The 20,996-nt window shown below is 64.7% G+C and carries 24 protein-coding genes; 6 read left to right on the forward strand and 18 right to left on the reverse strand.

All coding sequences use genetic code 11. The features are described from left to right. Positions 1 to 1,618: protein kinase family protein (locus tag ACV4UZ_RS10920; RefSeq protein ID WP_491600861.1), on the forward strand; the 1,618-nt coding region annotated here is incomplete at its 5' end. Positions 1,619 to 1,630: 12 nt separating this feature from the next. On the opposite strand, the gene ACV4UZ_RS10925 is transcribed toward ACV4UZ_RS10920, so the two are convergent. Further along, positions 1,631 to 1,912: a hypothetical protein gene (locus ACV4UZ_RS10925; protein WP_491600862.1), complete on the reverse strand. Its 282-nt coding sequence runs from the start codon at positions 1,910 to 1,912 to the stop codon at positions 1,631 to 1,633. Positions 1,913 to 2,066: 154 nt separating this feature from the next. Between ACV4UZ_RS10925 and ACV4UZ_RS10930 the strand changes: the two genes are divergently transcribed. Further along, a complete protein-coding gene (locus tag ACV4UZ_RS10930) occupies positions 2,067 to 2,732 on the forward strand; it encodes a recombinase family protein (RefSeq protein ID WP_491600863.1) in 666 nt (221 codons plus the stop codon). A 72-nt stretch (positions 2,733 to 2,804) separates the two neighbouring features. On the opposite strand, the gene ACV4UZ_RS10935 is transcribed toward ACV4UZ_RS10930, so the two are convergent. The 4 genes from ACV4UZ_RS10935 to ACV4UZ_RS10950 all read right to left on the reverse strand — a co-directional run bounded on the left by ACV4UZ_RS10935 (position 2,805) and on the right by ACV4UZ_RS10950 (position 4,834). Further along, positions 2,805 to 2,972, reverse strand: a complete 168-nt coding sequence (locus ACV4UZ_RS10935; RefSeq protein ID WP_491600864.1) for a hypothetical protein — start codon at positions 2,970 to 2,972, stop codon at positions 2,805 to 2,807. A 324-nt stretch (positions 2,973 to 3,296) separates the two neighbouring features. Further along, positions 3,297 to 3,587 carry a hypothetical protein gene (locus ACV4UZ_RS10940; protein WP_491600865.1) on the reverse strand — a complete coding sequence of 97 codons (291 nt, stop codon included), beginning with the start codon at positions 3,585 to 3,587 and terminating at the stop codon, positions 3,297 to 3,299. A gap of 439 nt (positions 3,588 to 4,026) precedes the next feature. Next, positions 4,027 to 4,545: a phospholipase D family nuclease gene (locus ACV4UZ_RS10945; protein WP_491600866.1), complete on the reverse strand. Its 519-nt coding sequence runs from the start codon at positions 4,543 to 4,545 to the stop codon at positions 4,027 to 4,029. A 91-nt stretch (positions 4,546 to 4,636) separates the two neighbouring features. Then, on the reverse strand, positions 4,637 to 4,834 hold the full coding sequence (locus ACV4UZ_RS10950; RefSeq protein WP_491600867.1) for a hypothetical protein: 198 nt from the start codon (positions 4,832 to 4,834) through the stop codon (positions 4,637 to 4,639). Between the two features lie 147 nt (positions 4,835 to 4,981). Here ACV4UZ_RS10950 and ACV4UZ_RS10955 point away from each other — a divergent pair, with 147 nt between their 5' ends. Then, positions 4,982 to 6,058, forward strand: a complete 1,077-nt coding sequence (locus tag ACV4UZ_RS10955; protein ID WP_491600868.1) for an acyltransferase family protein — start codon at positions 4,982 to 4,984, stop codon at positions 6,056 to 6,058. Here the strand turns inward: ACV4UZ_RS10955 and ACV4UZ_RS10960 are convergent. Continuing rightward, positions 6,055 to 6,591 (reverse strand): hypothetical protein, encoded by a 537-nt coding sequence (locus tag ACV4UZ_RS10960; RefSeq protein ID WP_491600869.1) that lies wholly within the window; start codon positions 6,589 to 6,591, stop codon positions 6,055 to 6,057. The two genes, ACV4UZ_RS10955 and ACV4UZ_RS10960, sit on opposite strands and share 4 nt — an antisense overlap. 115 nt (positions 6,592 to 6,706) lie before the next feature. Between ACV4UZ_RS10960 and ACV4UZ_RS10965 the strand changes: the two genes are divergently transcribed. Further along, positions 6,707 to 7,687: a mitochondrial fission ELM1 family protein gene (locus ACV4UZ_RS10965; RefSeq protein ID WP_491600870.1), complete on the forward strand. Its 981-nt coding sequence runs from the start codon at positions 6,707 to 6,709 to the stop codon at positions 7,685 to 7,687. Beyond that, on the forward strand, positions 7,684 to 8,475 hold the full coding sequence (locus tag ACV4UZ_RS10970) for a trypsin-like serine peptidase (protein ID WP_491600871.1): 792 nt from the start codon (positions 7,684 to 7,686) through the stop codon (positions 8,473 to 8,475). The genes ACV4UZ_RS10965 and ACV4UZ_RS10970 overlap by 4 nt, the downstream gene beginning before the upstream one ends. Positions 8,476 to 8,536: 61 nt before the next feature. Here the strand turns inward: ACV4UZ_RS10970 and ACV4UZ_RS10975 are convergent, their stop codons facing one another. From ACV4UZ_RS10975 to ACV4UZ_RS11015, 9 genes are all read right to left on the reverse strand, one after another. Further along, positions 8,537 to 8,998, reverse strand: a complete 462-nt coding sequence (locus ACV4UZ_RS10975; RefSeq protein ID WP_491600872.1) for a VOC family protein — start codon at positions 8,996 to 8,998, stop codon at positions 8,537 to 8,539. After that, positions 8,998 to 10,224 (reverse strand): hypothetical protein, encoded by a 1,227-nt coding sequence (locus ACV4UZ_RS10980; protein WP_491600873.1) that lies wholly within the window; start codon positions 10,222 to 10,224, stop codon positions 8,998 to 9,000. The genes ACV4UZ_RS10975 and ACV4UZ_RS10980 overlap by 1 nt, the downstream gene beginning before the upstream one ends. Positions 10,225 to 10,510: 286 nt before the next feature. Next, entirely contained in the window at positions 10,511 to 11,230 is a 720-nt protein-coding gene (locus ACV4UZ_RS10985) for an SDR family NAD(P)-dependent oxidoreductase (protein WP_491600874.1), read from the reverse strand. After that, a complete protein-coding gene (purF, locus tag ACV4UZ_RS10990) occupies positions 11,230 to 12,690 on the reverse strand; it encodes an amidophosphoribosyltransferase (RefSeq protein ID WP_491600875.1) in 1,461 nt (486 codons plus the stop codon). Before purF ends, ACV4UZ_RS10985 begins: the two co-directional genes overlap by 1 nt. A gap of 11 nt (positions 12,691 to 12,701) precedes the next feature. Then, positions 12,702 to 13,421: a CvpA family protein gene (locus tag ACV4UZ_RS10995; RefSeq protein ID WP_491600876.1), complete on the reverse strand. Its 720-nt coding sequence runs from the start codon at positions 13,419 to 13,421 to the stop codon at positions 12,702 to 12,704. Positions 13,422 to 13,442: 21 nt separating this feature from the next. Continuing rightward, complete coding sequence (radA, locus tag ACV4UZ_RS11000) at positions 13,443 to 14,825, reverse strand: DNA repair protein RadA (RefSeq protein WP_491600877.1); 1,383 nt, start codon at positions 14,823 to 14,825, stop codon at positions 13,443 to 13,445. A 4-nt stretch (positions 14,826 to 14,829) separates the two neighbouring features. Further along, entirely contained in the window at positions 14,830 to 15,144 is a 315-nt protein-coding gene (locus ACV4UZ_RS11005; protein ID WP_491600878.1) for a helix-turn-helix domain-containing transcriptional regulator, read from the reverse strand. Next, positions 15,141 to 15,467 (reverse strand): type II toxin-antitoxin system RelE/ParE family toxin, encoded by a 327-nt coding sequence (locus tag ACV4UZ_RS11010; protein WP_491600879.1) that lies wholly within the window; start codon positions 15,465 to 15,467, stop codon positions 15,141 to 15,143. Before ACV4UZ_RS11010 ends, ACV4UZ_RS11005 begins: the two co-directional genes overlap by 4 nt. A gap of 6 nt (positions 15,468 to 15,473) precedes the next feature. After that, positions 15,474 to 16,547 carry a pentapeptide repeat-containing protein gene (locus ACV4UZ_RS11015; protein WP_491600880.1) on the reverse strand — a complete coding sequence of 358 codons (1,074 nt, stop codon included), beginning with the start codon at positions 16,545 to 16,547 and terminating at the stop codon, positions 15,474 to 15,476. Positions 16,548 to 16,919: 372 nt separating this feature from the next. Between ACV4UZ_RS11015 and ACV4UZ_RS11020 the strand changes: the two genes are divergently transcribed. Continuing rightward, complete coding sequence (locus ACV4UZ_RS11020; protein ID WP_491599533.1) at positions 16,920 to 18,164, forward strand: ISL3 family transposase; 1,245 nt, start codon at positions 16,920 to 16,922, stop codon at positions 18,162 to 18,164. Positions 18,165 to 18,312: 148 nt separating this feature from the next. Here the strand turns inward: ACV4UZ_RS11020 and ACV4UZ_RS11025 are convergent, their stop codons facing one another. The 3 genes from ACV4UZ_RS11025 to alr are packed head-to-tail and all read right to left on the reverse strand — an operon-like array spanning position 18,313 to position 20,980. After that, positions 18,313 to 19,086: an ABC transporter ATP-binding protein gene (locus ACV4UZ_RS11025; protein ID WP_491600881.1), complete on the reverse strand. Its 774-nt coding sequence runs from the start codon at positions 19,084 to 19,086 to the stop codon at positions 18,313 to 18,315. A 2-nt stretch (positions 19,087 to 19,088) separates the two neighbouring features. Then, a complete protein-coding gene (locus ACV4UZ_RS11030) occupies positions 19,089 to 19,865 on the reverse strand; it encodes an MlaE family ABC transporter permease (RefSeq protein ID WP_491600882.1) in 777 nt (258 codons plus the stop codon). Continuing rightward, on the reverse strand, positions 19,862 to 20,980 hold the full coding sequence (gene alr / locus ACV4UZ_RS11035; RefSeq protein WP_491600883.1) for an alanine racemase: 1,119 nt from the start codon (positions 20,978 to 20,980) through the stop codon (positions 19,862 to 19,864). Before alr ends, ACV4UZ_RS11030 begins: the two co-directional genes overlap by 4 nt. Between the last annotated feature and the right edge of the window lie 16 nt (positions 20,981 to 20,996).

The following is a 20,996-nucleotide window of genomic DNA, read 5'->3' on the forward strand; positions in this document are numbered from 1 at the left end:
CGCGTCCAACGCCTTCGGCCTTCCCATCGCATTGGGTGGCGGGTTCGCCCTGACCTACACGGTGACCAGCGGCGGCAAGAAGTACGCCGTCCGCTGCTTCCACAAGGAGGCGAAGGGCCTTCAGGACCGCTACTCGAAGATCAGCTCGACACTCTCCTCGCTGCCCAGCGGCCATTTCGTCGGCTTCCAGTACCAGCCGCAGGGTGTTCGCGTTGACGGCACCCCGTATCCCGTCGTGCGGATGGACTGGGCCGAGGGCGAGACCCTCGGTATCTGGCTGGAGAGCAACTACAAGAACAAGGCTGCCATCACCAAGTTGATAGCCAGCTTCCGCAGCCTGGAGCAGTTCCTGCGGGACAAGGGCATTGCCCACGGCGACCTGCAGAATGGTAACGTCCTCGTGGATGGCGGCACCGTCCGGCTGATCGACTACGACGGCCTGTTCGTACCCGGCCTCCCGACTGGCCAGGGGAACGAACTCGGGCACAAGCACTTCCAGCACCCCAAGCGGCTGGGAACCGACTTCGGCCCCCAGATGGATCGCTTCTCCTTCATCGCCATTGACCTGAGCTTGCGGGCACTGGTCGAGAAGCCAGCCCTTTTCGAGCGCCACTCCAACGGCGAGAACATCCTGTTCTCGGCTGCGGACTACCTTGACCCGGCATCTTCGGCGGTGTTCGCTGACGTCCGCGCCATTCCCGGCCTACTGCAGGACGCGGACGGCTTCGCACGCATCTGCCGGGCGCCGATTGCCAACGTGCCATCCCTCAGCGACTTCCTGGCTGGCCGGAACATCCCCGCGACCGTCATCGCGTTCCCCGCTCCGGGGCAACGACCGACGGCGACCGGCCCGGCGATCTACGTCGGCGCCTACGACGTCATCGACGCCCGAGACTACATGGCCGCCTTACGCCGTGTCGGCGACCGTGTGGAACTGGTGGGCCAGATAGTCGAGGTGAAGGAGGACAAGACCAAGTACGGGCGGCCCTACGTCTTCATTAACTTCGGCCCCTGGCGGGGCGAGATCGTCAAGCTCTCGATCTGGTCCGACGGATTGAAGAAGCTGACCAGCAAGCCCAACCAGTCGTGGGTCGGTAAGTGGATCGCCGTCTCCGGCCTCCTGGAGCCGCCCTTCGAGAGCAAGCGATACCACTACTCCCACATCAGCATCACCATCGAGGAAGCGAACCAGTACCGCTTCATTGATGCCGTCGAAGCCCAACGGCGCCTGCACTCCATCGGCAAGAGCGCAGGCGCCACGCCCTCCGCCCACGGCGGCAACCAAGCTATCTTGGCGACGTTGAAGGGAGGCGGGGAGCCGACATCTGGGCGCGGAAAGAAAAAGGGCAAGAGCCCGGCGGCACCGACCGCTCCCACATCTCCGTTGTCCTCGAACCAGCAGCTCTTGGCCCAGATCAACCGTCAGGCCGGCACGGGGGCGGCTGCAACCACACCTGCATCGCCGCCATCGAGATGGACGCCAGCCGGTCGGCAGCAGTCGCCACCTCCGTCCTCACCGCCCAAGTCGAAGCACGCATCCTCGGGAAATGGAGGGATGGGCTGCCTAGTCTTCATCGGCTTTATCGTGCTCTGGGTGTTCCTGAAGGGCTTGCGCTAGGCCCTTTGCGCCTCACCTCGGTGCCGTGACACCCGGCACCTTATCATAGGTGGGCCGCCCGAGATCGGGCCAGAACCGAAAGCCGCCGGTCCCGTCCGGCACCAGCCGCCCTTGGCGCTCCCATCCCCTGTAGACCTCATAGGTTCCGTCCTGGCGACCGCTGGGCCGGACCTCGGCCCGTGGCTCATGCCTGAACAGGTCGGGCACCACCGGCTTGGGCCTGTCCTCGGCCATGACGCCGGACGACATCGACAGCACCAGCATGGAGACGAAGATCATCCTCAAGGTATCCATGTAGACCTCCATAAGCAGCTCCGCGCCATGATCGCTCCAGACTACAGGTATACGCAAGACTAACCGCAATCATAGCGGGTTCCAAGCGGGGAAAATACCTGCCATACAAACAGTCAACGAGCGTTGATAGTTTGTATGACCAAGGAGAACGAAGATGGCGACCGGCAAATTCATTGCTTACTACCGCGTCTCGACCGACAAGCAGGGCAAGTCTGGTCTGGGTCTTGAAGCTCAACAGGCCGCCGTCCGCGCCTACCTCAACGGCGGTGATTGGGATCTGCTGGCCGAATACACCGAGATCGAGAGCGGCAAGCGTGCCGACCGGCCTCAGCTCGCCCAGGCGCTCAAGGCCGCCAAGAAGGCCGGGGCCGTGCTGGTCATCGCCAAGCTGGATCGCCTCGCCCGCAACGTCGCGTTCATCGCCAACATGATGGAGGCCGGTGTGGACTTCGTGGCCTGCGACAACCCGCACGCCAACCGCCTTACCCTTCACATCCTGGCGGCGGTGGCCGAGGACGAGGCTCGGCGCATCTCTGAGCGCACTGTTGCCGCTCTCCAGGCCGCCAAAGCTCGCGGCAAGGCTCTTGGAGGCCGTCGTACTGAAGGCCAGTACGAGGCCAGCGCCGCAACGCGCATGGCTGCTGCTGATCTTCTGGCCGCGAACGTGAGGCCCATCATCTCCAGCATCCAGGCGTCCGGCGTCACGTCCTATGCGGCCATCGCCGATGCGCTGAACAACAGGGGCATCAAGACGGCCCGTGGCGGAGCGTGGCACGCCTCCAGCGTCCGCAACGTTGTTCTCCGCAGCGCCACAGCCTAGAAAGCGAAAGGCCGCCGGAGCGTCCCCCGGCGGCCTGCTGCATGCTGAGGGGTCAACCCCAGGTCAACCGGGTCAACCCGCGCTGTCGCCCTCGACGATGCGCAGGCCCGACACATGCCTATCGCTCAAGTCGAGAGTTCCGGCCTTGAGCATGTCGAGCAGCAGCGCCACACGCTCCTCGCTGGTCAAGGTCATGTCGTCGAACCGGCTGTCGTTGAAGGTAATGGCGTAGCTGTTCATATTGGCCTCTCTAAGAGTAAGTCGTTGTTGTGAGCAACAGCTTCTATAGATGATCAAGCATCACGTCAATTAGAAAATGCTTATACTAAGCACTTACTTAGTATTCGACTTCAGCTTGTCTTGCTCATGTTGCGCGTTGTCGCTTCGAGCGTTCATGCATGAGCGAGCTGGCCGCAAGGTCGCGGACGAGCCCGAGCATCCCCGTCCTTCCGTGAGGGCCATGAGGATAAAAAAAATGGGGTGGGCCGGTACCGTGAGGGTGGTCCTCTCATAGCCCGGCCCTTGCGAAAAAGGGTCAACCTACGACAGCGGAAATGAAGATGACTATCTAAACTGCAATACTCTGATTGCTTCCTCTAGTTCATCTATCTTTCCGTCAAGTTCGGACAAGTCTGATTTTAACTCCTCGATCTCGCTCTCATGCTGAACTAGCATGTCTTCAGCCTCGGACGAGGTGCGCCTAATTTTATCTTCCAGCCTATTAATTGCGTGAGCCTCATAAAGAACAACACATGCCAATAAAGCTACAAACCACGTATTTAGCGGAGCGGCTCGCACACGAAGAAAAAGCTCCTTCAGGCGAGATTTAAGGGTGACGCTGTAGATATCGATCATATCGCCCTCCGCCTCTAGCAAATAAGACGATCTGGGTATCTATAATCAACAACAACCCATGAGTTATTCGCCTCATCACGCTTAGTAATGTAACTAAGCATACAGCCGCCCTTCATGCCATATGGAGAGCCAGATGAACTCTCTCCCCATTGGAATTGGAAAACTCGTCGACCGTCGCCCATATCGAAGGAGTTATATGGCTTGCCGTGTTCGATGAATACTTCGCGTATATCCTTGCCCACATATTGCTTCATCACCGATGAAGCGCATCCGCCTAAGAGCAGAACGGACACCACCGCGATTGCTAGAGATCGCATACCCCCTCCCCACGACTAGTTAGCCCATAGACACGATTCGACGCGAATTGGCGCAATCCCCCCCCAAGACGAAACGTTGCCATAGTTAGCTGAGTTGATCCACCGTCAAGCGACCAGCACCTCTACCGCCCCTCGTGCCGCTCCGCGTGCCCGGCATGCCGCCGCCAGTTCTCAGCATAGGCCCGCGCCACGTCCTCACCGGCCAGGATCACGACGTTCTCCGCGTTGCGCTCCTGGGCGGCCTTGGTGAAGTTGAAGCTCCCCGTCAGCACCCGGCGCCCGTCCAGCACCATGACCTTGTTGTGAGCGATGGCGTGGGCGTCATCGACCAGCACCGGCACCTTCGCGATCACCAGCGTGTCGGCGGCCACCTGTCCCTTCTTCTGACCGAGCTGGCTGCTGTCGAGGATCACGCGCACGTCCACGCCACGTCGCCGGGCGTCCGCCAGTGCCTTGGTGATTTCCGGCGACGTGAAGCTGTACGCCTGGACCAGCACCTCTCGTCGGGCCTGACCGACCTCGCGGACGATCATGCCGGTGCAGTCCTCGCCAGGGGTGAAGCACACCCCGGCGACCTCGCCAGCCAGAGCCTCGGCCATGCCCGCCGCCAGCACCACACCCACCACCAGGATCGACCGCATTTTGCCCCCCTATGCCAAGCTCCAGACGCCGGATGGAGATGATGCGCCTAACTCATTGAAATTGCTCAACTTGATTTTCGACGCAGCAACTCTATAATGAGACACAGCAGCTTCGAGCTGCAAAGGCGTCCCTTTGCGGAATGGCGGCCCCCAGCAGCAATTCCAGCAACTCGTAGTCGGGAAGGGCCTCCGGAGCCTCGAGGAAACGGTTGCGCAGGCGCTCCCGGTGGCCCTTGTGTTCCCCGACCGGTTGACCCGTCGAGGGAGATGCCCCGGCGAGTTTCGTCATGCTGCTTTCTCCCAACCGAAGGATACTCTCAACGAATATCCATAAAGCGAAGGATGCACAAGCCATCCCCGCCTGGATTTGAGTGTTGACGGCCTTTCCTGGAACTGGTGTGTTTCCCGCCGAACCCTGTCTTTGCCGGGGATGGCTGTGGCGCCCGTCTTCACTGTCGTTGAAAAGCCCGGATTCTCGGCGCTTCTGGATCATGTGCGCTGGTTGTCGGCCTTCGCCGTCCTGTGCGGCCACGCCCGCAACGCGCTGTTCCAGCCCTATGCCGCACAGGAAGATCTCGGTCTGGCGGGGCGGGCGTTCTACGCCCTGACCAATCTGCAGAACGAAGCCGTCGTCTGCTTCTTCGTCATCAGCGGCCTGTTGGTCGGCGGCAAGCTGCTCGATTATGCCGGGCGTCCGGTCTTTCCTGTCCGGCGGTACGTGACCGACCGGTTGGCACGGCTTTACGTGGTGCTTCTGCCCGCCCTGGCGTTGAGTTTCGGCGTGGCGCTGCTTGGCGCCTGCGACCGGGGCGGCGCCGTGGTCTGGCTGGGGGCGGCCCTTCATCTCCAGCACATCCTGGTGCCGAACACGGCCTGCAACCTCCCCCTCTGGAGCCTGGCCAACGAATTCTGGTACTACGCCATCGGCCTGGTGGCCGTATTGTCATGGCGCGGAAGCCGCTTGGCCCTCGGGGTATTGGCCGCCATGGCGGCCTTGCTGCTGGCCGCCGATCCCTGGACGAGCCAGAACGTGCTGCTCTATCTGCCATTCTGGATTTTGGGGACGGCGGTATTCTGGTGGCGGCGGCCGCTATTGGGGCCGTGGCCGGCCTTTGGCCTGTTCGTCGCCGCGCTGCTGGTTTCGCGCAGCCATTTCCTGGATGGGGTGTTCTGGCTGCGCGATGCCCTCATTGCTCTCGGGCTTACCGGCTTCCTTGCGGCGGCGTCATCGGCATCCATTGCCGTTCGGCTGGCGGGATTGGGGCGGTGGCTGGCGGGATTTTCCTTCACCCTCTACCTGACCCATTGGCCGCTTCTGCTGCTGGGTATCGACTGGCTGGGCTCCGGTAGCCTGTACGCCCTTTATCCCCTGGACCCGCGACGGGTGGAATCCTACGGTCTGTACGCGGCGGCGGTGGGATTCTGCCTTGTGTTCGCGGCGCTGCTCGCCCGCGTGACCGAGGCGAAGACCGCCAAGGTGCGGGCGTTTCTCGACGCGCGATTCGGGGCTTAGAGGCGGGCGCGGAAGTCTTCCAGCCAGGCCAGCCGGCTTTCCAGCAAGGCGATGTCGTGGTCCAGCCACGCCGCCAGCGCGCTTCCCCCCTCGCCATCGCTGCCGCGCAGATCGTCGAGGCGGGCCAGCTCGCTGTCCACGCCTTCGATCAGCAGGTCGATCTGGTGGGCGCGCTCGTCGGCGTCCAGCAGGTCGAGGAAGCGCATTTTCAGCGCCACCACCAGCTTGGACAGGTCGGAGCCGGGGCGCAGCCGGGCGGTCAGCAGGGTCTGCAGCTCGCGCCGTCCCGCCGCCGAGATGGTCAACATGGAATCGTCTTCCATGCCCTGGCCATCGGTGGCTTCCACCAGCCCCTCGTAGCGCAGCAGCTCGATGGAGATCCCCATCAGTTCCAGGCTGGGCCCCATGATCCGGCTGGTGAAGTGCCGCACCGATCCGGCCAGTTCGCTGTAGCGCATGGGCCGGGACGCGATGGTTCCCAGCGCGCACAGGCGCACCGCTTCCTTGGGGGTCAATGTGTTGTCGGCGAACATGGGCAGCCTATCCGATCACCATCCATTCCGCCAAATATAGGGGGTAACGGGTTAACAGTCCACAAATACGACGGGAGGTCTTGCAAACACCTTCGTATTGGCGGAGCTTGTCGCCATGAACGCGACGACGAGCGAAGCCGACGAGATCTGGGTGCTGGCCGACGACCGGGCCGGCAACGTCGCCCAATGCCTGGGCGTCGCCGAGGCGCTGGGCAGGCCATTCACGGTCAAGACCATCGCCTACGACCGGCTGGCCCGCCTGCCCAATGTCCTGCGCGGCGCCGGGCTGACCGGCGTGACGACCGAGAGCCGCGCGACGCTCCATGCGCCCTGGCCCCGTCTGGTGATCGCCGCCGGGCGACGTACCGCTCCCGTCGCCCGCTGGATCAAGAGGCAATGCGGCGCCCGGCTGGTGCAGATCATGGATCCCGGCTTTCCCGGGCGGGATGACTTCGACCTGATCGTCTCACCCGCCCACGATTGTCCCAAAGCCGGCGGCAACGTGCTGGAGGTTCTGGGAGCGCCGCACCGGGTGACGCCTGAACGCCTGGCCCAGGAGGCGGAGAAATGGCGTCCGGCCTTCGCCCATCTGCCGCGCCCCTGGGTGGCGGTGATCGTCGGCGGCGCCACCAAGAACCGGCCCTTTCCGGTGGAGATGGCCCGGGGCCTGGGGGAAAACGTCGCCCGGCTGGCTGCCGGCCTGGGCGGCTCGCTGCTGCTGACCACCAGCCGCCGCACCGGAGTGGAGCAAGAGGCGGCGTTGGCCGCCGGGCTGCCCGAGCCCCGGTGGCTGCACCTATTCTCCAAGGGCGGCGACAACCCCTATTTCGGCTTTCTGGCCCTGGCCGACGCCGTCGTCGTCACCGGCGATTCGGTGTCCATGTGCTGCGAGGCCTGCGCGTCGGCGGCGCCGGTGTTCATCTGGGCCCCCGAGGGCTGGGCCGCTCCCAAGCATGCCCGCCTTCATGCCCAGCTTTACCGGGCCGGGCTGGCGCGGCCGCTGGAGGGCGCCGTCGGTCTCGAGGCCTGGGAGCGTCCCCGCCTCAACGCCGCTCTCGAGGTCGCCCGAGTCATCGCCGAGCGTCTGCTGCCATGAGGCGGCTTGCCATCGTGCTGATGCTGCTTGCCGCGCCCGCCGCCGCCGAGCCGCGCCAGCTGCACGGCATCAAGGGCGAGGACCAGCGCCTGCGCATGGCGGCGCGGGAATTCCCGTGGAGCGCCATGGGCCGCCTCAACTTCTTCAGCGGCCATTGCAGCGCCACCCTGATCGGACCCAGGCTGATCGCCACCGCCGCCCATTGCCTGTGGAACCGCCGGACCCAGCGGCCGTTTCCCGCCTCATCCTTCACCTTCGTGGCCGGCTGGGATCGGGGCGAGTATCTGCGAGCCTCGAAGGTGGTCGCGGTGCACGCCGCTCCCAACTGGCCTCTCGACGGCCAGGAGCGGGGATTGGCCAGCCGGGCCGACGACTGGGCGCTGATGGAGCTGGAGGAGCCGCTGGGCGACGAGATCGGCTGGATCGGCCTGGGCGCGTCCCGGGTGGGCATGAAGGTCGCCGTGGCCGGCTATGGCCGCGACAAGGCGCAGGTGCCGCTGGCCCATGTGGGATGCCGCCTGACCCGCCAGGCCCTGCCGGGCGTGTTCATCCACGATTGCGACGCGGTACAGGGGGAATCGGGCGGTCCGGTCTTCGGCTGGAGCGAGGGCGAGGTTCGCCTGGTGGCGGTGAACGTGGCGGTGATCCCGTCGCAGGGCGAGGCCGGGGTGGCGGCGGGCGTGGAGGCCCTGCGTCCGCTGGCGGAAAGCCTGGGGGCGGCCAGGACCACCAGGGCGGGGCCGGTCTCCCATCCCGCCGGTATGGACCTGGGTCAGTCCCTGAGGTAAAGCGCCTCGCGGTGGGCTTCGATGCTGTCGGCCTCGACGATCCGCATCCTGGTGTCGGGCATCAACGGAACTCCGGCTGCTCCAGCCCGTACTGGCACAATTCGATGATGGCGCCATCGGGGTCGCGAACGTAGCACATGCGCTTACCGCCCCGGACGATGTCCTTGGGCACTTCGACCGCGGCGACCGACTGGCCGAACTGCTCCTCCAGGATGGCGAGGCAATGGTCGAGGTCGTTCACCCGCAAGGCCACATGGCGGAGGCCGGGAGTGGAGGGCAGGGCGGGCTGGGCCGTGGCCGGACGCTCGAACTGCAGCAGCTCGATACGGCAGCTTCCGTCCGGGGCGGCCAGGATGACGCAGCGCGCCCGGGCTCCGGCAAGACCGGTCACCCGGTCGAACCAGTCGCCCTCCAACGGCCGGTCCATGATGATGCGAAGGCCGAGCAGGGTGGCGTAGAAGCGGATGGACCGCTCCATGTCGGTGACCACCACGTTGACGTGGTCGTGACCGGCGGACGCCATCAGCCGCCCAGCTGCAGCACGAATTCGGTGAGGAAGGGGGCGTTGCGCCGCCGTTCGGAATCGGTGCGGCCGAAATTGGCCAGCAGCTTGCGCATCCAGGTGGCGTCCAGGCGGTCGAATTCGAAATGGGCCTTCATGGCCAGATGTTCGCCGACGTAATCGGGCAGCTTGGCGGTCCATTTCATCAGGCCATCGCGGAAGGCGCCTTCCCGCGCCTGGTCCATGCGGCCCGAGGGAGAGAATTCCTGGGTGTAAAGCTGGGTCAGCTCGCGCCAGCACTTGGCCATGACGTCGGCTTCGAAGCGGATCAGGTCCTGCAGCAGGATCAGGTTGTCCTCGTTGGGGGGCTCGTAATTGGCCCGCGTCGCATCCTCGCGCAGCAGCGGCCAGGGGTTGTCCTCGGGCTTTTGCTGCGGCGGCTTCTTGCCCTTGGCGGCCTTGCCGGTGCGGAACGAGGCCCAGCGGGCGTCCCAGTTGTGCAGGATGGGATTGTTGACCTCGCTGCCCTGCATGATCTCGATCAGCTTCTCGCCGCCGACTTCGGCCCAGTTGTAGCTGTGGGCCAGGGTCTGCATGTGCCGGGTCTGACGCATCTGGGGCAGGATGAACTTGGTCAGCACCTCGCGGTAGACCACGCCGAACTCGGGCGCCAGCAGGAACGGCAGGCGGATGCCCCTGGACGGTTGGGTGATGCGGAAGATGCTGAGAATCTTTTCGGTATAGGCGCAGATGGTGTCGTCGAACAGGGTGGGGAAATCGGTGAAAGGCTTGTCCGGCTCGTTGCCGCCGCTGGTGGGGGCGCCGGGCAGGGGGGTCTGGAACTTGGGCATCATCTTGCCCATGCGGTCCCCGGCCGAGCCCAGCTGGGCGGCGAACAGGGGCGGCGGCTCGCGCACCGGGGCCTGGGTGCGGATGGTGCGGGTGGGAGCGGCGACGGCGCCACGGGCCAGCAGGGCCTGGAATCCGGCCTGGGCGCTTTCCGCCTCGGTCATCTGGGGCGGGCCCAGCATCTGCGTGGCGATGTCGGCCAGGACCCGCAAATCCTCTTCCCGGCCATCGCCGGGCGGCAGCAGGGACTGGAAGTTGCGTTCCCGCGCCTCCTTCAGCCTGGCCATGCCATAGCGTTCGATGGACTTGGTCAGGATCACCGAGAACACCACGTTGAGCTGCTTCTCGTTGGCCCATTTGCGGGCCTCGGGGTCCTTCAGGGTCATGCGGCGCAGCATGAGAATCTGGGGGACTTCCAGGTGGCGCGTGGCCGCAATGAGACTGGCAACCTTCGTTTCGAAGGTCTTCGCCCCCTCTCGCGGATCGGAACCCGTCATGCGCCTGTCGCCGGCCTTGGCGGCCGCCCCTTCCCAAACGTCGTAAACGAGACCATCCTCCCCAGGACGATCTCCATCAGACCCCAACCCCATGGGGATAGCTCATGACCGGCCACACGCGCAAGTCCGTTCCGTCGGGCGCGTGACCGAATGTGACAAAGGATGGGATGGTCGTAGGGACTAGACCTTACGGAGTAATCCGGACGACCTCGCCATGGCGGGTGCAGCCAGGCAGGCAAAGGTCGAGAAAGGCCCCGGAAACATCTTCAGGTTGTGCCAGTCCGGACGGGTCCTCGCCGGGAAAGGCAATGGTGCGCAGCCGCGTGGCGACCACGCCGGGATCGAGCAGGTTGGCCTTCACCGCCGAGACATTGGCGATTTCGGCGGCCCAGGTGCGAACCATGGTTTCCAGCGCCGCCTTGCTGGCGGCATAGGCGCCCCAGAACGGTTCGGCGCCGCCCGCCTGGCTCGCCGTGGTGAACACCGCCCGCCCGGCCGGGGCCATGCGCAGCAGCGGATCACAGGCGCGGATCAATCGCCAGTTGGCGGTGACGTTGACGGCGAAAGCTTCCTCCCAATCGTCGGGAGCATGATGGGCGACGGGGGTGAGGCCCCCGCCGATGGCGCCGGCATTGCCCACCAGGATGTCCAGGCGGCCGAAGCGCTGGAAGATGGCGGCGGCCACCTGTTCGATCAGGCCGGGCTTGCAAAGGTCTTCGGGCACCAGCACCAGGGGCTTGCCGCCCTTGGCCCTGATCTCGTCGTCCAGCTCCTCCAGCGCGCCCTGGGTGCGGGCAACGGCGACGATCTCGGCCCCCTCGGCGGCGAAGCGACGGGCGATGGCGGCGCCGATCCCCCGCGAGGCGCCGGTGACCAGCGCCACCCGCCCGTCGAGCAAGCCGGCCATCAGGGGGTGTCCTCGGTCAGCAGGGACAGCTGCTTGGTGTCGGCCTTGGCGCCGTTGTAATCGGTGGGATCCACCGGATAGTCCCCGGTGAAGCAGGCGTCGCAGAATTGCGGTTCGGCGCTGTCGCGGCCCTTTTCCCCCACCGCCCGGTACAAGCCGTCGATGGAGATGAAGGCCAGGGAATCCACGCCGATCAGCTTGGCCATGCCTTCGACGTCATAGCGGGCGGCCAGCAGCTTCTCGCGCTCGGGCGTGTCGATGCCGAAATAGCAGGAATGGGTGGTCGGCGGGCTGGAGATCCGCATATGGACCTCGGTGGCGCCGGCCTGGCGAACCATCTCGACGATCTTGCGGCTGGTGGTGCCGCGCACGATGGAATCGTCGACCAGGATGACCCGCTTGCCGGCCAGCATGGGGCGGTTGGCGTTGTGCTTCATCTTGACGCCGGTGTGACGGATGTTGTCGGTCGGCTGGATGAAGGTACGGCCCACATAGTGGTTGCGGATGATGCCCAGTTCAAAGGGAATGCCGGCTTCGGCGGCGAAGCCGATGGCGGCGGGAACGCCCGAATCGGGCACCGGCACCACCACGTCGGCCGCAACCAGGCTTTCGCGGGCCAGTTCGCTGCCGATGCGCTTTCTGGCCTCATAGACGCTGGTGCCTTCCACCACCGAATCGGGGCGGGCGAAGTAGATGTATTCGAAGATACAGAAGCGGCTGGCGCGCTTGACGAAGGGCTTGACCGAGCGGATACCGTCGGCCGACAGCACCACGATCTCGCCCGGCTCCACGTCGCGGACGAACTCGGCGCCGATGATGTCCAGCGCGCAGGATTCGGAGGCCAGAATCCACGCCTTGTCCAGGCGGCCCAGGCACAGCGGACGGATGCCCAGCGGATCGCGCACCCCGAAGATGGTGTCCTTGGTGGCGGCCACCAGCGAGTAGGCGCCCTCGATCTGGCGCAGTGCGTCGATCAGGCGGTCCTCGACCGTGGAATACAGGCTGATGGCGATCAGATGGATGATCACCTCGGTGTCGGTGGTCGACTGGAACAGACAGCCGCGCCGCACCAGCTGGCGGCGCAGCGCCATGGCGTTGGTCAGGTTGCCGTTATGGCCCAGCGCCAGACCGCCGAACTCCATCTCGGCGAACAGGGGCTGGACGTTGCGCAGAAGGGTCTCGCCGGTGGTGGAATAGCGCACATGCCCCACCGCATGGGCGCCCTTCAGCTTGCCGATCACCGAGGCGTTGCCAAAATTATCCTCCACATGGCCCAGGCCACGATGGTTGTGGAAGTGGGCCCCGTCGAAGGCGACGATGCCCGCCGCCTCCTGACCGCGATGCTGCAGGGCGTGCAGCCCCAGCGCCACGTGGGCGGCGGCTTCGGGATGGCCGAAGATGCCGAACACACCGCATTCCTCGCGGAGATGGTCGTCGTCGAAGGGGTCGGTGGTCAGCATGGGGTTCGGTCCTACTGGTTGCTGCGGATCAGCCGTTCCATCTGGGTACGGCTCTCGCTGTCGTAGCTCTGGTCTGGCTTGGCACCGACCTTGGGATCGGCCTTGCCCTTGCCGTCGGGGGACGGGCGGGCCGAGGTCGCGGCCGGTTGCGGTGAAACGAATTTCTGGAAGGTCTTCTCGGCTTCCATCAGCTGGCGGGCCTCGGCCGAGGCTTCGCGGGCCTTGCCCTCGGCCTTGCCCAGCCCGGCCGGGGCCAGCCCCTGCAGCATGTCGGCGCCGCGCATCAGCCAGGGGCGCGACCGGCTCTGGGCCAGCCACTCAGGCTGTTGTTCGGGGCTGTCGAACAGCCAGGCGGCCGACATGTAGGCCAGCGACACCAGCACCGCGCCGCGCGCCAGGCCGAACACGAAGCCCAGCGACGAATCCACCGAGTTGAGCGCGCTTCTCCTCACCGTGTCCGACACCCGCTTGGTCACCAGCGACAGCACCAGCAGGGTGAGCAGGAACAAGGTGGCGCCGGCGGCGATGTCGGCCACCAGGGCGCTGCCGATCTGGGAGCGGAAGAACGGCTGGGCATGGGGGAAGCCGTAGAGGGCGGCGAACACCGCGCCCACCCACGAGGTGATGGACAGCACCTCCTGCACGAAGCCGCGCAGGAAGGCGAACCCCGCCGAGCCGAGCAGCACCACGGCGACCACAACGTCAACGGCGGTGATGTTGAGGTTCCCCATTGCCTCGTCCAGTTAGGGTGGTCACTCGTGCCGGAACAGCCCCAGCACGTCCTGCAAATGGCCGATGGAGCGGATGGCGAGCGGCGACCCCGCGCCGGCTGCTCCACCGCCCTTGTCCTTGCGCGGCCGGGCCGGCACCAGCGCCTGATCGAAGCCGAGCTTGGCGGCCTCCTTCAGGCGGGTGTCGGCCTGGGCCACCGCCCGGACCTCGCCGGACAGCCCGATCTCGCCGAACACGACCATGTCGGCGGGGACGGGCACGTCGGACGCGGACGACACCAGGGCCGCGGCGACGGCAAGGTCGGCGGCCGGCTCGGCGATCCGCAATCCTCCGGCGACGTTCAAATAAACGTCATTGCCCGACAAAGCAAGCCCACAGCGGGCGTCGAGCACCGCCAGCACCATGGAGAGCCGGTTGGTGTCCCAGCCGACCACGGCGCGGCGCGGCGAGGACAGCGACGAGGGCGCCACCAGGGCCTGGATTTCCACCAGCATGGGCCGGGTGCCCTCCATGCCGGCGAAGACGCAGGATCCCGACACGTTGCCCCGCCGCTCGGCCAGGAACAAGGCGGACGGGTTGGCCACCTCGGCCAGCCCGCCCTCGGTCATCTCGAACACCCCGATCTCGTCGGTGGCGCCGAAGCGGTTCTTCACGGCGCGCAGGATGCGGAACTGATGGCCCCGGTCGCCCTCGAAGTATAGGACGGTGTCGACCATGTGCTCCAGCACCCGTGGCCCCGCGATGGTGCCCTCCTTGGTGACGTGGCCGACCAGGAACAGGACGAAACCGCGCCGCTTGGCCAGGCGGATCAGCTCGGCGGCACAGGCGCGCACCTGACTGACTGTGCCGGGCGCCGATTCGATGTTGTCGGCATAGACGGTCTGGATGGAATCGATCACCACCACCTGCGGCGCGTCGGGGCCGTCCAGCGAGGCCAGGATGTCGCGCAAGCTGCCGGCCGAGGCCAGGGCAACCTTGGCCTTGGCGTAGCCCAGGCGGGCGGCGCGCATGCGCACCTGATCCACCGCCTCCTCGCCCGAGATGTAGGCCACCGAGACCTGGGCCGAAAGGCGCGCCGTGGCCTGGAGCAGCAGGGTGGACTTGCCGATGCCGGGATCGCCGCCCACCAGCAGGCACGAGCCGGGCACCAGTCCGCCGCCGCACACCCGGTCCAGCTCGCCGATGCCGGTCAGCCAGCGCGACAGCGGCTCGGCATTGCCTTCCAGGCCCACGAACTCGATGCGCTTGCCCTTGCCCCCCGACAGGCCCTTGGGCACCTCCTCGCGCGCCGCCTCCTCGGTGATGGAGTTCCAGGCGCCGCAGGATTCGCACTTGCCCGCCCACTTGCGCGTGACGGCGCCGCATTCCTGGCAGACGAACTGGGAGGAGGGGGACTTGGCCATGGAATCAGGCCGAACCGCCGCTCATGTGTTCCCGCTGCCGGATGAAGGCGATCACTGGCAGGATGCTCTTGGCCTGGGGATTGCCGCGCGGCCCCAGCATGCGGATCAGGCTCTTGGACGGCGTCCCCACCGCCTGGGCCAGCCCCTCGAAGCCGATGGTGGCGTTGATGTAATCGCGCAAAATGGCCTTGGCCGTGGTGAAGTCGTTGTTGAGCAGGCATTCCTGCGCCTCGGCTACCAGTGCCTTGCGGAACTCCGGGTCGCGCTCGGCGCGCGCCTTGACGGTGTCCTTGAAGTCTCGGGTGAGGGCCATGCTCATGTCACCTTCTTGCGTCGCTTGTAGTCCTGCCAGAGCGTCTTGGCCTTGGCGATGTCGCTGGGCTGGGTGGACTTGTCGCCGCCCAGTAGCAACAGGATCAACCGCTTGCCGTCCTGGCCGAAATAGACCCGATACCCAGGGCCGAAATCAATGCGGTACTCGGCAACACCCTCGCCCACTGGTTTGACGTTGCCCATATGTCCGGCAGCCAACTTGACCCGCGCCACCGCCACCTTGGCCGCCGCCCGGGCGTCGAGGTGCTCGAACCATCGGCCGAAGGGGCTGTGCCCATCTTCGTCCAGATATTCGGCGACGTCAATCATGGTAACTTATGGGTTACTGGATGGTTGCGAGGCTTCTGTGTTTGGGCGGCGGATGCTTTCCGAGATTCGTTCACAGATAGCGAGGGCGACATCTTCGCCGCCTTTCTCCAGCCCACGACCGACCCCTTTCGAAAGCTGGATGATAACCATTCCCGCCGCTACCAGGAATATGCCGGCCATAATGGTACGCGGCTTTCCTCCCTTAACCAGGAGGCGAACGACGCTGCCGACGGAAAAGCCATTTCCCAGGAGGGATGGTCCGAGGTCTTCCACGGGATTGCGGATGCCGACGATGGCATAGTCATCGGCGATGGTTTTGGTGATGGCCGCGAGGAGTTTGGCTGAATGTTTCGCGAAATCATCGACAAGAAGTGCTTTCAAGGCCGATTCGAAGGATTCCGTGACGGGGAACAGAAGGTCAGTGTCTGGATCCTGCCCCAGGATTTCGGTCAGATCAAAGCTGTTGCATCTTTGATCTATGGTTGGCAATCGCATAAACAATGAATAAATAGATATATTAAATTTGCCAATTGGCGTTATTGTTGTAATAGTTTGAGCGGCAGTCGAGGCGGGCGGGTCTAGTTGACGCTTATGACCGTGTTTCCCGCTTCCATCGAGTAGTTCTACCGCTCCGAGAAGTAGTAGTGTTTCGCGTAATTCATGAGGTATTATTCCGTTGATAATGGCGCCATAAAAATTTGCACCTTCAAAGTGGGCGCCAGTGAAGTTTGCACCGACAAGAGTTGCAAATTCGAGATTTGTGTTGCGCAGACTTGCTCCAATGAGGCTTGCCCCAGTTAGATTGGCATTCTTAAGATTTGCACCATTTATGGACGCGTCATTTAATATAGTTCCGTGTAGGTTTGAATTTTCAAGGTTGGCTGTGACGAGGTCTGCGTCACTTAAATTTGAATTTACTATGCGGGCATTTAATAAATTTGCCCGCCTTAGTTTTACGCCCTTGAGTGAAGCGCCATCAACACCAGCTCCGGATTTCCAGTCATATTCTGGATGGCGGTGCAGCCATTGATGCCACGCATCAACGCCGCGCCGGAGAACTCGTAATACATCGTCCTGCATGTGCGATTCACAGTTTATATGTTTCCATAAGGAATAGTATTAAATAAATAGTTGCGGCGCAAGGGCGCCAAGAGGGCGAAGTGGGGGGTGCAATTCCTGCTTCATCCCGACCAAGCATTGCTGCCTCTTCGACGTTGGAAGTGGAATTGCGCCGGTTCCGGCGTGAGCGCCCTGCCTACCTGTAGCTGAATATCCCCTTGTTCGATTAATCCGCTGACCATCCCCTCGTCCCGACCTGCCGTCTGGCAGGCCATCGAGCGGAGCGGTGGTCAGGGATGGCCGCAGGCCACCGCGTCAGCGGCGTGGGACGCGTCCTTGACCGGCGTGAGCACGATGGCACTCTGCGGTGGTCTGGGAGGAGAGGAGATCGACGTGGACGCCAATACGATCATGGCTTTGGGGCTGGGCGTTTCCCCGCCGTGGAAACTGGTCGAGCAGCGACTGGACACGACGGTTCATCCGCACGTGCTGCACCTGGAGATTGCGGTCGATCGCGGCACCATGTTTGCCTGTCCCCAGTGTGGCCGAGCCTGCAAGGCGCACGACTTCGCGGAGTTCACCTGGCGGCACCTCAACTTCTTCCAGCACCATTGCCACATCACCGCCAAGGTGCCGCGCACCGACTGTCCGGAGCATGGTGTGCTTCGGATCGGCGTGCCGTGGGCGAGAGAAGGCAGTCAGTTCACTCTGCTGTTCGAGCAGGTGGCGCTGGTTCTGGTCCGCGAGATGCCGGTGCTGGCGGCGGCTCGCATCATCGAGGTCACTGACAACCGTCTATGGCGGATCGTTCATCATTATGTCCGCAAGGCGGTGGAGCGCCTCGACCTGTCCAAGCTCGCCGCCGTCGGCCTTGATGAAACCGCCGCCAAGCGCGGCCATACCTATGTCACCGTGTTCATCGATCTCGACCGCAAGGACAAGCCGGTGGTCTTCGTCACCCCCGGCCGGGGCAAGGAGACCGTCACCCGGTTCAAGGCGTTCATGATGGACCATGGCGGCCAGCCGGGCCGCGTCGTCGAGGTGGTCTGCGACATGAGCCCCGCCTTCATCGCCGCCATCGGGGAAACCTTCCCCAACGCCGCCGTCACCGTGGACTGGTTCCATGTGGTCCAGTTGTTCACCAAGGCCCTCGACGAGGTCCGACGCGCCGAAGCCAGGAGCAACAAGCTGCCCAAGGCGCTGCGCTGGGCCATCCTGAAGAAGGCCGACGGCAAGATGACCGAGGCACAGGCAGAGGCTCTGGCCGAACTGGAAGCCTCCGACCTGTTGACCGCCATCGCATGGCGGCTCAAGGAGAAACTCCGCTGGGTGCGCAAGGCCGACACCGTCCAGGCTGCCCGCTGGCGGATCACCAACTTTCTGCGCCATGCACTCGAGGTGATCGGCGACAACACCATCCTCGATCCCGTCCGCAAGGCGTTGGGAACCGTCGAGCACCACCGCCAACGCATCCTCGAACGCTGGACATCAACCCACAGCAACGCCCGACTGGAGGGCTTCAACGGCCTCTTCCAGGCGGCACGCGCTCGCGCCAGGGGCTACCGCAATACCACAACCTTCGCGACCATGATCTACCTGATCGCCGCCCCACTCGGGGATCTCTTCAAATCCATTTGAGGCGTCGAAGAACCGCATTGCTTAAGGCGATGGGCAAGGTGGCTTCGGAAACATGGATGCAGGGTCCGGTCCGGCATTACGCGAATGGGACATTGGACCAGGGATGCGCGAAGGGACGAGTCCCTTCGCCCCCTTCCTTCAAAGGGCCTTAAGCCCGCAATTCCATCGTAATCGGCCCCACGGCGCGGCCGTGGATGAACTGGTCCACGTATTCGTTGCCGGAATTGTCGATGTCACGCGCCGAGCCGACCCAGATCAGCTTGCCCTTGTACAGCATGGCGATGCGGTCGGAAATCTTGCGGGCCGAGGCCATGTCGTGGGTGATGGACAGCGCGGTCGCCCCCACTTCCTTGCAGCATTTGACGATCAGGTCGTTGATGACGTCGGCCATGATGGGGTCGAGGCCAGTGGTGGGCTCGTCGAAGAAGATGATTTCCGGGCTGGTGGCGATGGCGCGGGCGAGTGAGACGCGCTTTTGCATGCCGCCCGACAGTTCCGAGGGGAACAGGTCGCCGGCCGAGGCGGCAAGGCCCACCTGGGCCAGTTTCTCGATGGCGATGTCGCGGGCCTTGGCGCGTTCCATCTTCTGGCCCTGGATCAGGCCGAAAGCGACGTTTTCCCACACCTTCAGGGAATCGAACAGGGCACCGCCCTGGAACAGCATGCCGAACTTGCGCATGATGCGGTCGCGGTCCTTGGCCCCCATGCCGACCACTTCCTCGCCGTCGATTCGGATGGAGCCGGTCTCGGGGCGCAGCAGGCCCAGGATGCATTTCAGCATCACCGATTTGCCGGTGCCCGATCCGCCGATCACCACCACGGATTCGCCCCGGGCGACGGAAAGGTCGATGCCGTCCAGCACCACCTTGGGGCCGAAGGCCTTGTGCACGCCCGTCAGTTGGATCTTCGGCACGCTGTTCATGGTCATTTCCCGAAGAACATGGCGGTGATCAGGTAGTTGAACACCAGGATCATGATGGCCGCCGAGACCACCGCGTTGGTGGTGGCCGCGCCGACGCCCTGGGCTCCGCCCTTGGAGTAGTAGCCGTTGTAGCAGCCCATCAGGGTGATCAGGAAGCCGAACACGGCGGCCTTGGTCAGGCCCGAAATCACGTCCAGCGGCTCGAGGAACTCCCAGGTGCGCGAGATGTAGGTGGCCGAGTTGAAGCCCAGCTTGTAGACGCCGACGATATAGCCGCCGAACACGCCGATGATGTCGGCGATCAGCACCAGGAAGGGCAGCATCAGGGTGCCGGCCAGGATACGCGGCGCCACCAGATACTTGAAGGGATTGGTCGACAGCGTGGTCAGGGCGTCGATCTGCTCGGTGACCCGCATGGTGCCGATCTCGGCGGCCATGGAGGCGCCGATGCGCCCCGCCACCATCAGACCTGCCAGCACGGGGCCCAGCTCGCGGGTCATGGACAGCACCACCACGGTGGCGACGGCGCCCTCGGCCGAGAAGCGGGCGAAGCCGGTATAGCTCTGCAGCGCCAGCACCATGCCGGAGAAGATGGCGGTCAAGCCCACCACCGGCAGCGAGAAATAGCCGATCTCGATCACCGAGCGCAGGATCAGGCGGGGATAGAATGGCGGGCGCACCGTGTGCGACACCGCCATGGCGGTGAAGGCAGACAGGCGCCCGACATGGGCCAGAAAGGCCAGGAACACCCGGCCGATGGTCGCCAGGAAGTTGGTCATGACGCGGCGGTCCCCTCGGTGCCGATCCAGCGGCGGTGGTGGCGGCGCCCCAGGGCGGTCAGAACTTCGTAGCCGATGGTGTCGGCTTCCGCCGCCACGCTGTCGGGGCCATGGCCGGGGCCGATCAATTCGATCAGCCCGCCGGGATGAGCGTGCTCCACCGGAACGTCGGTGACGTCGAAGGTGGTCAAATCCATGGAAACCCGTCCGACCACCGGCACCTTTATTCCCCCGACCATGCCATGCCCGCGATTGGAGAGGGACCGGAACCAGCCATCGGCATAGCCGACCGCCACGACCGCCAGCCTGCGCTTGCCCTCGACGCGGTGGGTGGCACCATAGCCAACGGTCATGGGGCTGTCAACGTCACGGACCTGCAGGATTTTTCCTTGCAGTCTAACCACTTGGCTCATGGGATTGGGGCGGCCGGGCATGGGGTTCAGCCCATAGAGCGCGGCGCCGGGGCGGACCATGGCGAGGTGGAACCCGCGTCCCAGGAAGATGCCCGAAGAGGCCGCCACCGATTGCGGCAGGGCCGGCAGGTGCGAGGCCAGGCGGCGCAGGGTGGTCAGCTGCCGGGCGTTCATGGGAGAATCGCTGTCGTCGGCGCAGGCCAGATGGCTCATCACCAGGATGGGGCGCATGGCGGCCAGGATCTCGGGCTTGGCGGCCAGACGCTCCAGCTCCGGCTCGGACAGGCCCAGCCGGTTCATGCCGGTGTCGATGTGGAGCGCCACGGCGGGGGCGCCGCTGCCCTTCTTGGCGAAGCTGGCCCAGCCGGTGATCTGGGCCAGGGAATTCAGCACCGGAATCAGGTTGTGGACGGCGAAATCGCCCTCGTCGCCGCCGGTGGGGCCGCTCAGCACGTGGATGACCGCCCCGGGCACCAACCGGCGGAGAAGGATGCCCTCATCGACGCAGGCGACGAAGAACGAACGGCAGCCGGCGGCGAACAGGGCGGGGGCGATATGCTCCATTCCCAGACCGTAGCAATCGGCCTTGACCACGGCGGCGGCCTCGGCGGGAGCCACCAGGGCGGACAGCCGCTTCCAGTTGGCGACGATGGCCGCCACGTCGATGGTCAGCAGGGCGGTGGCGCGGGCGAGGTCGGTCATCGGGGGGCGGGGTCTT

Source organism: Paramagnetospirillum sp. (genome assembly GCF_058402745.1).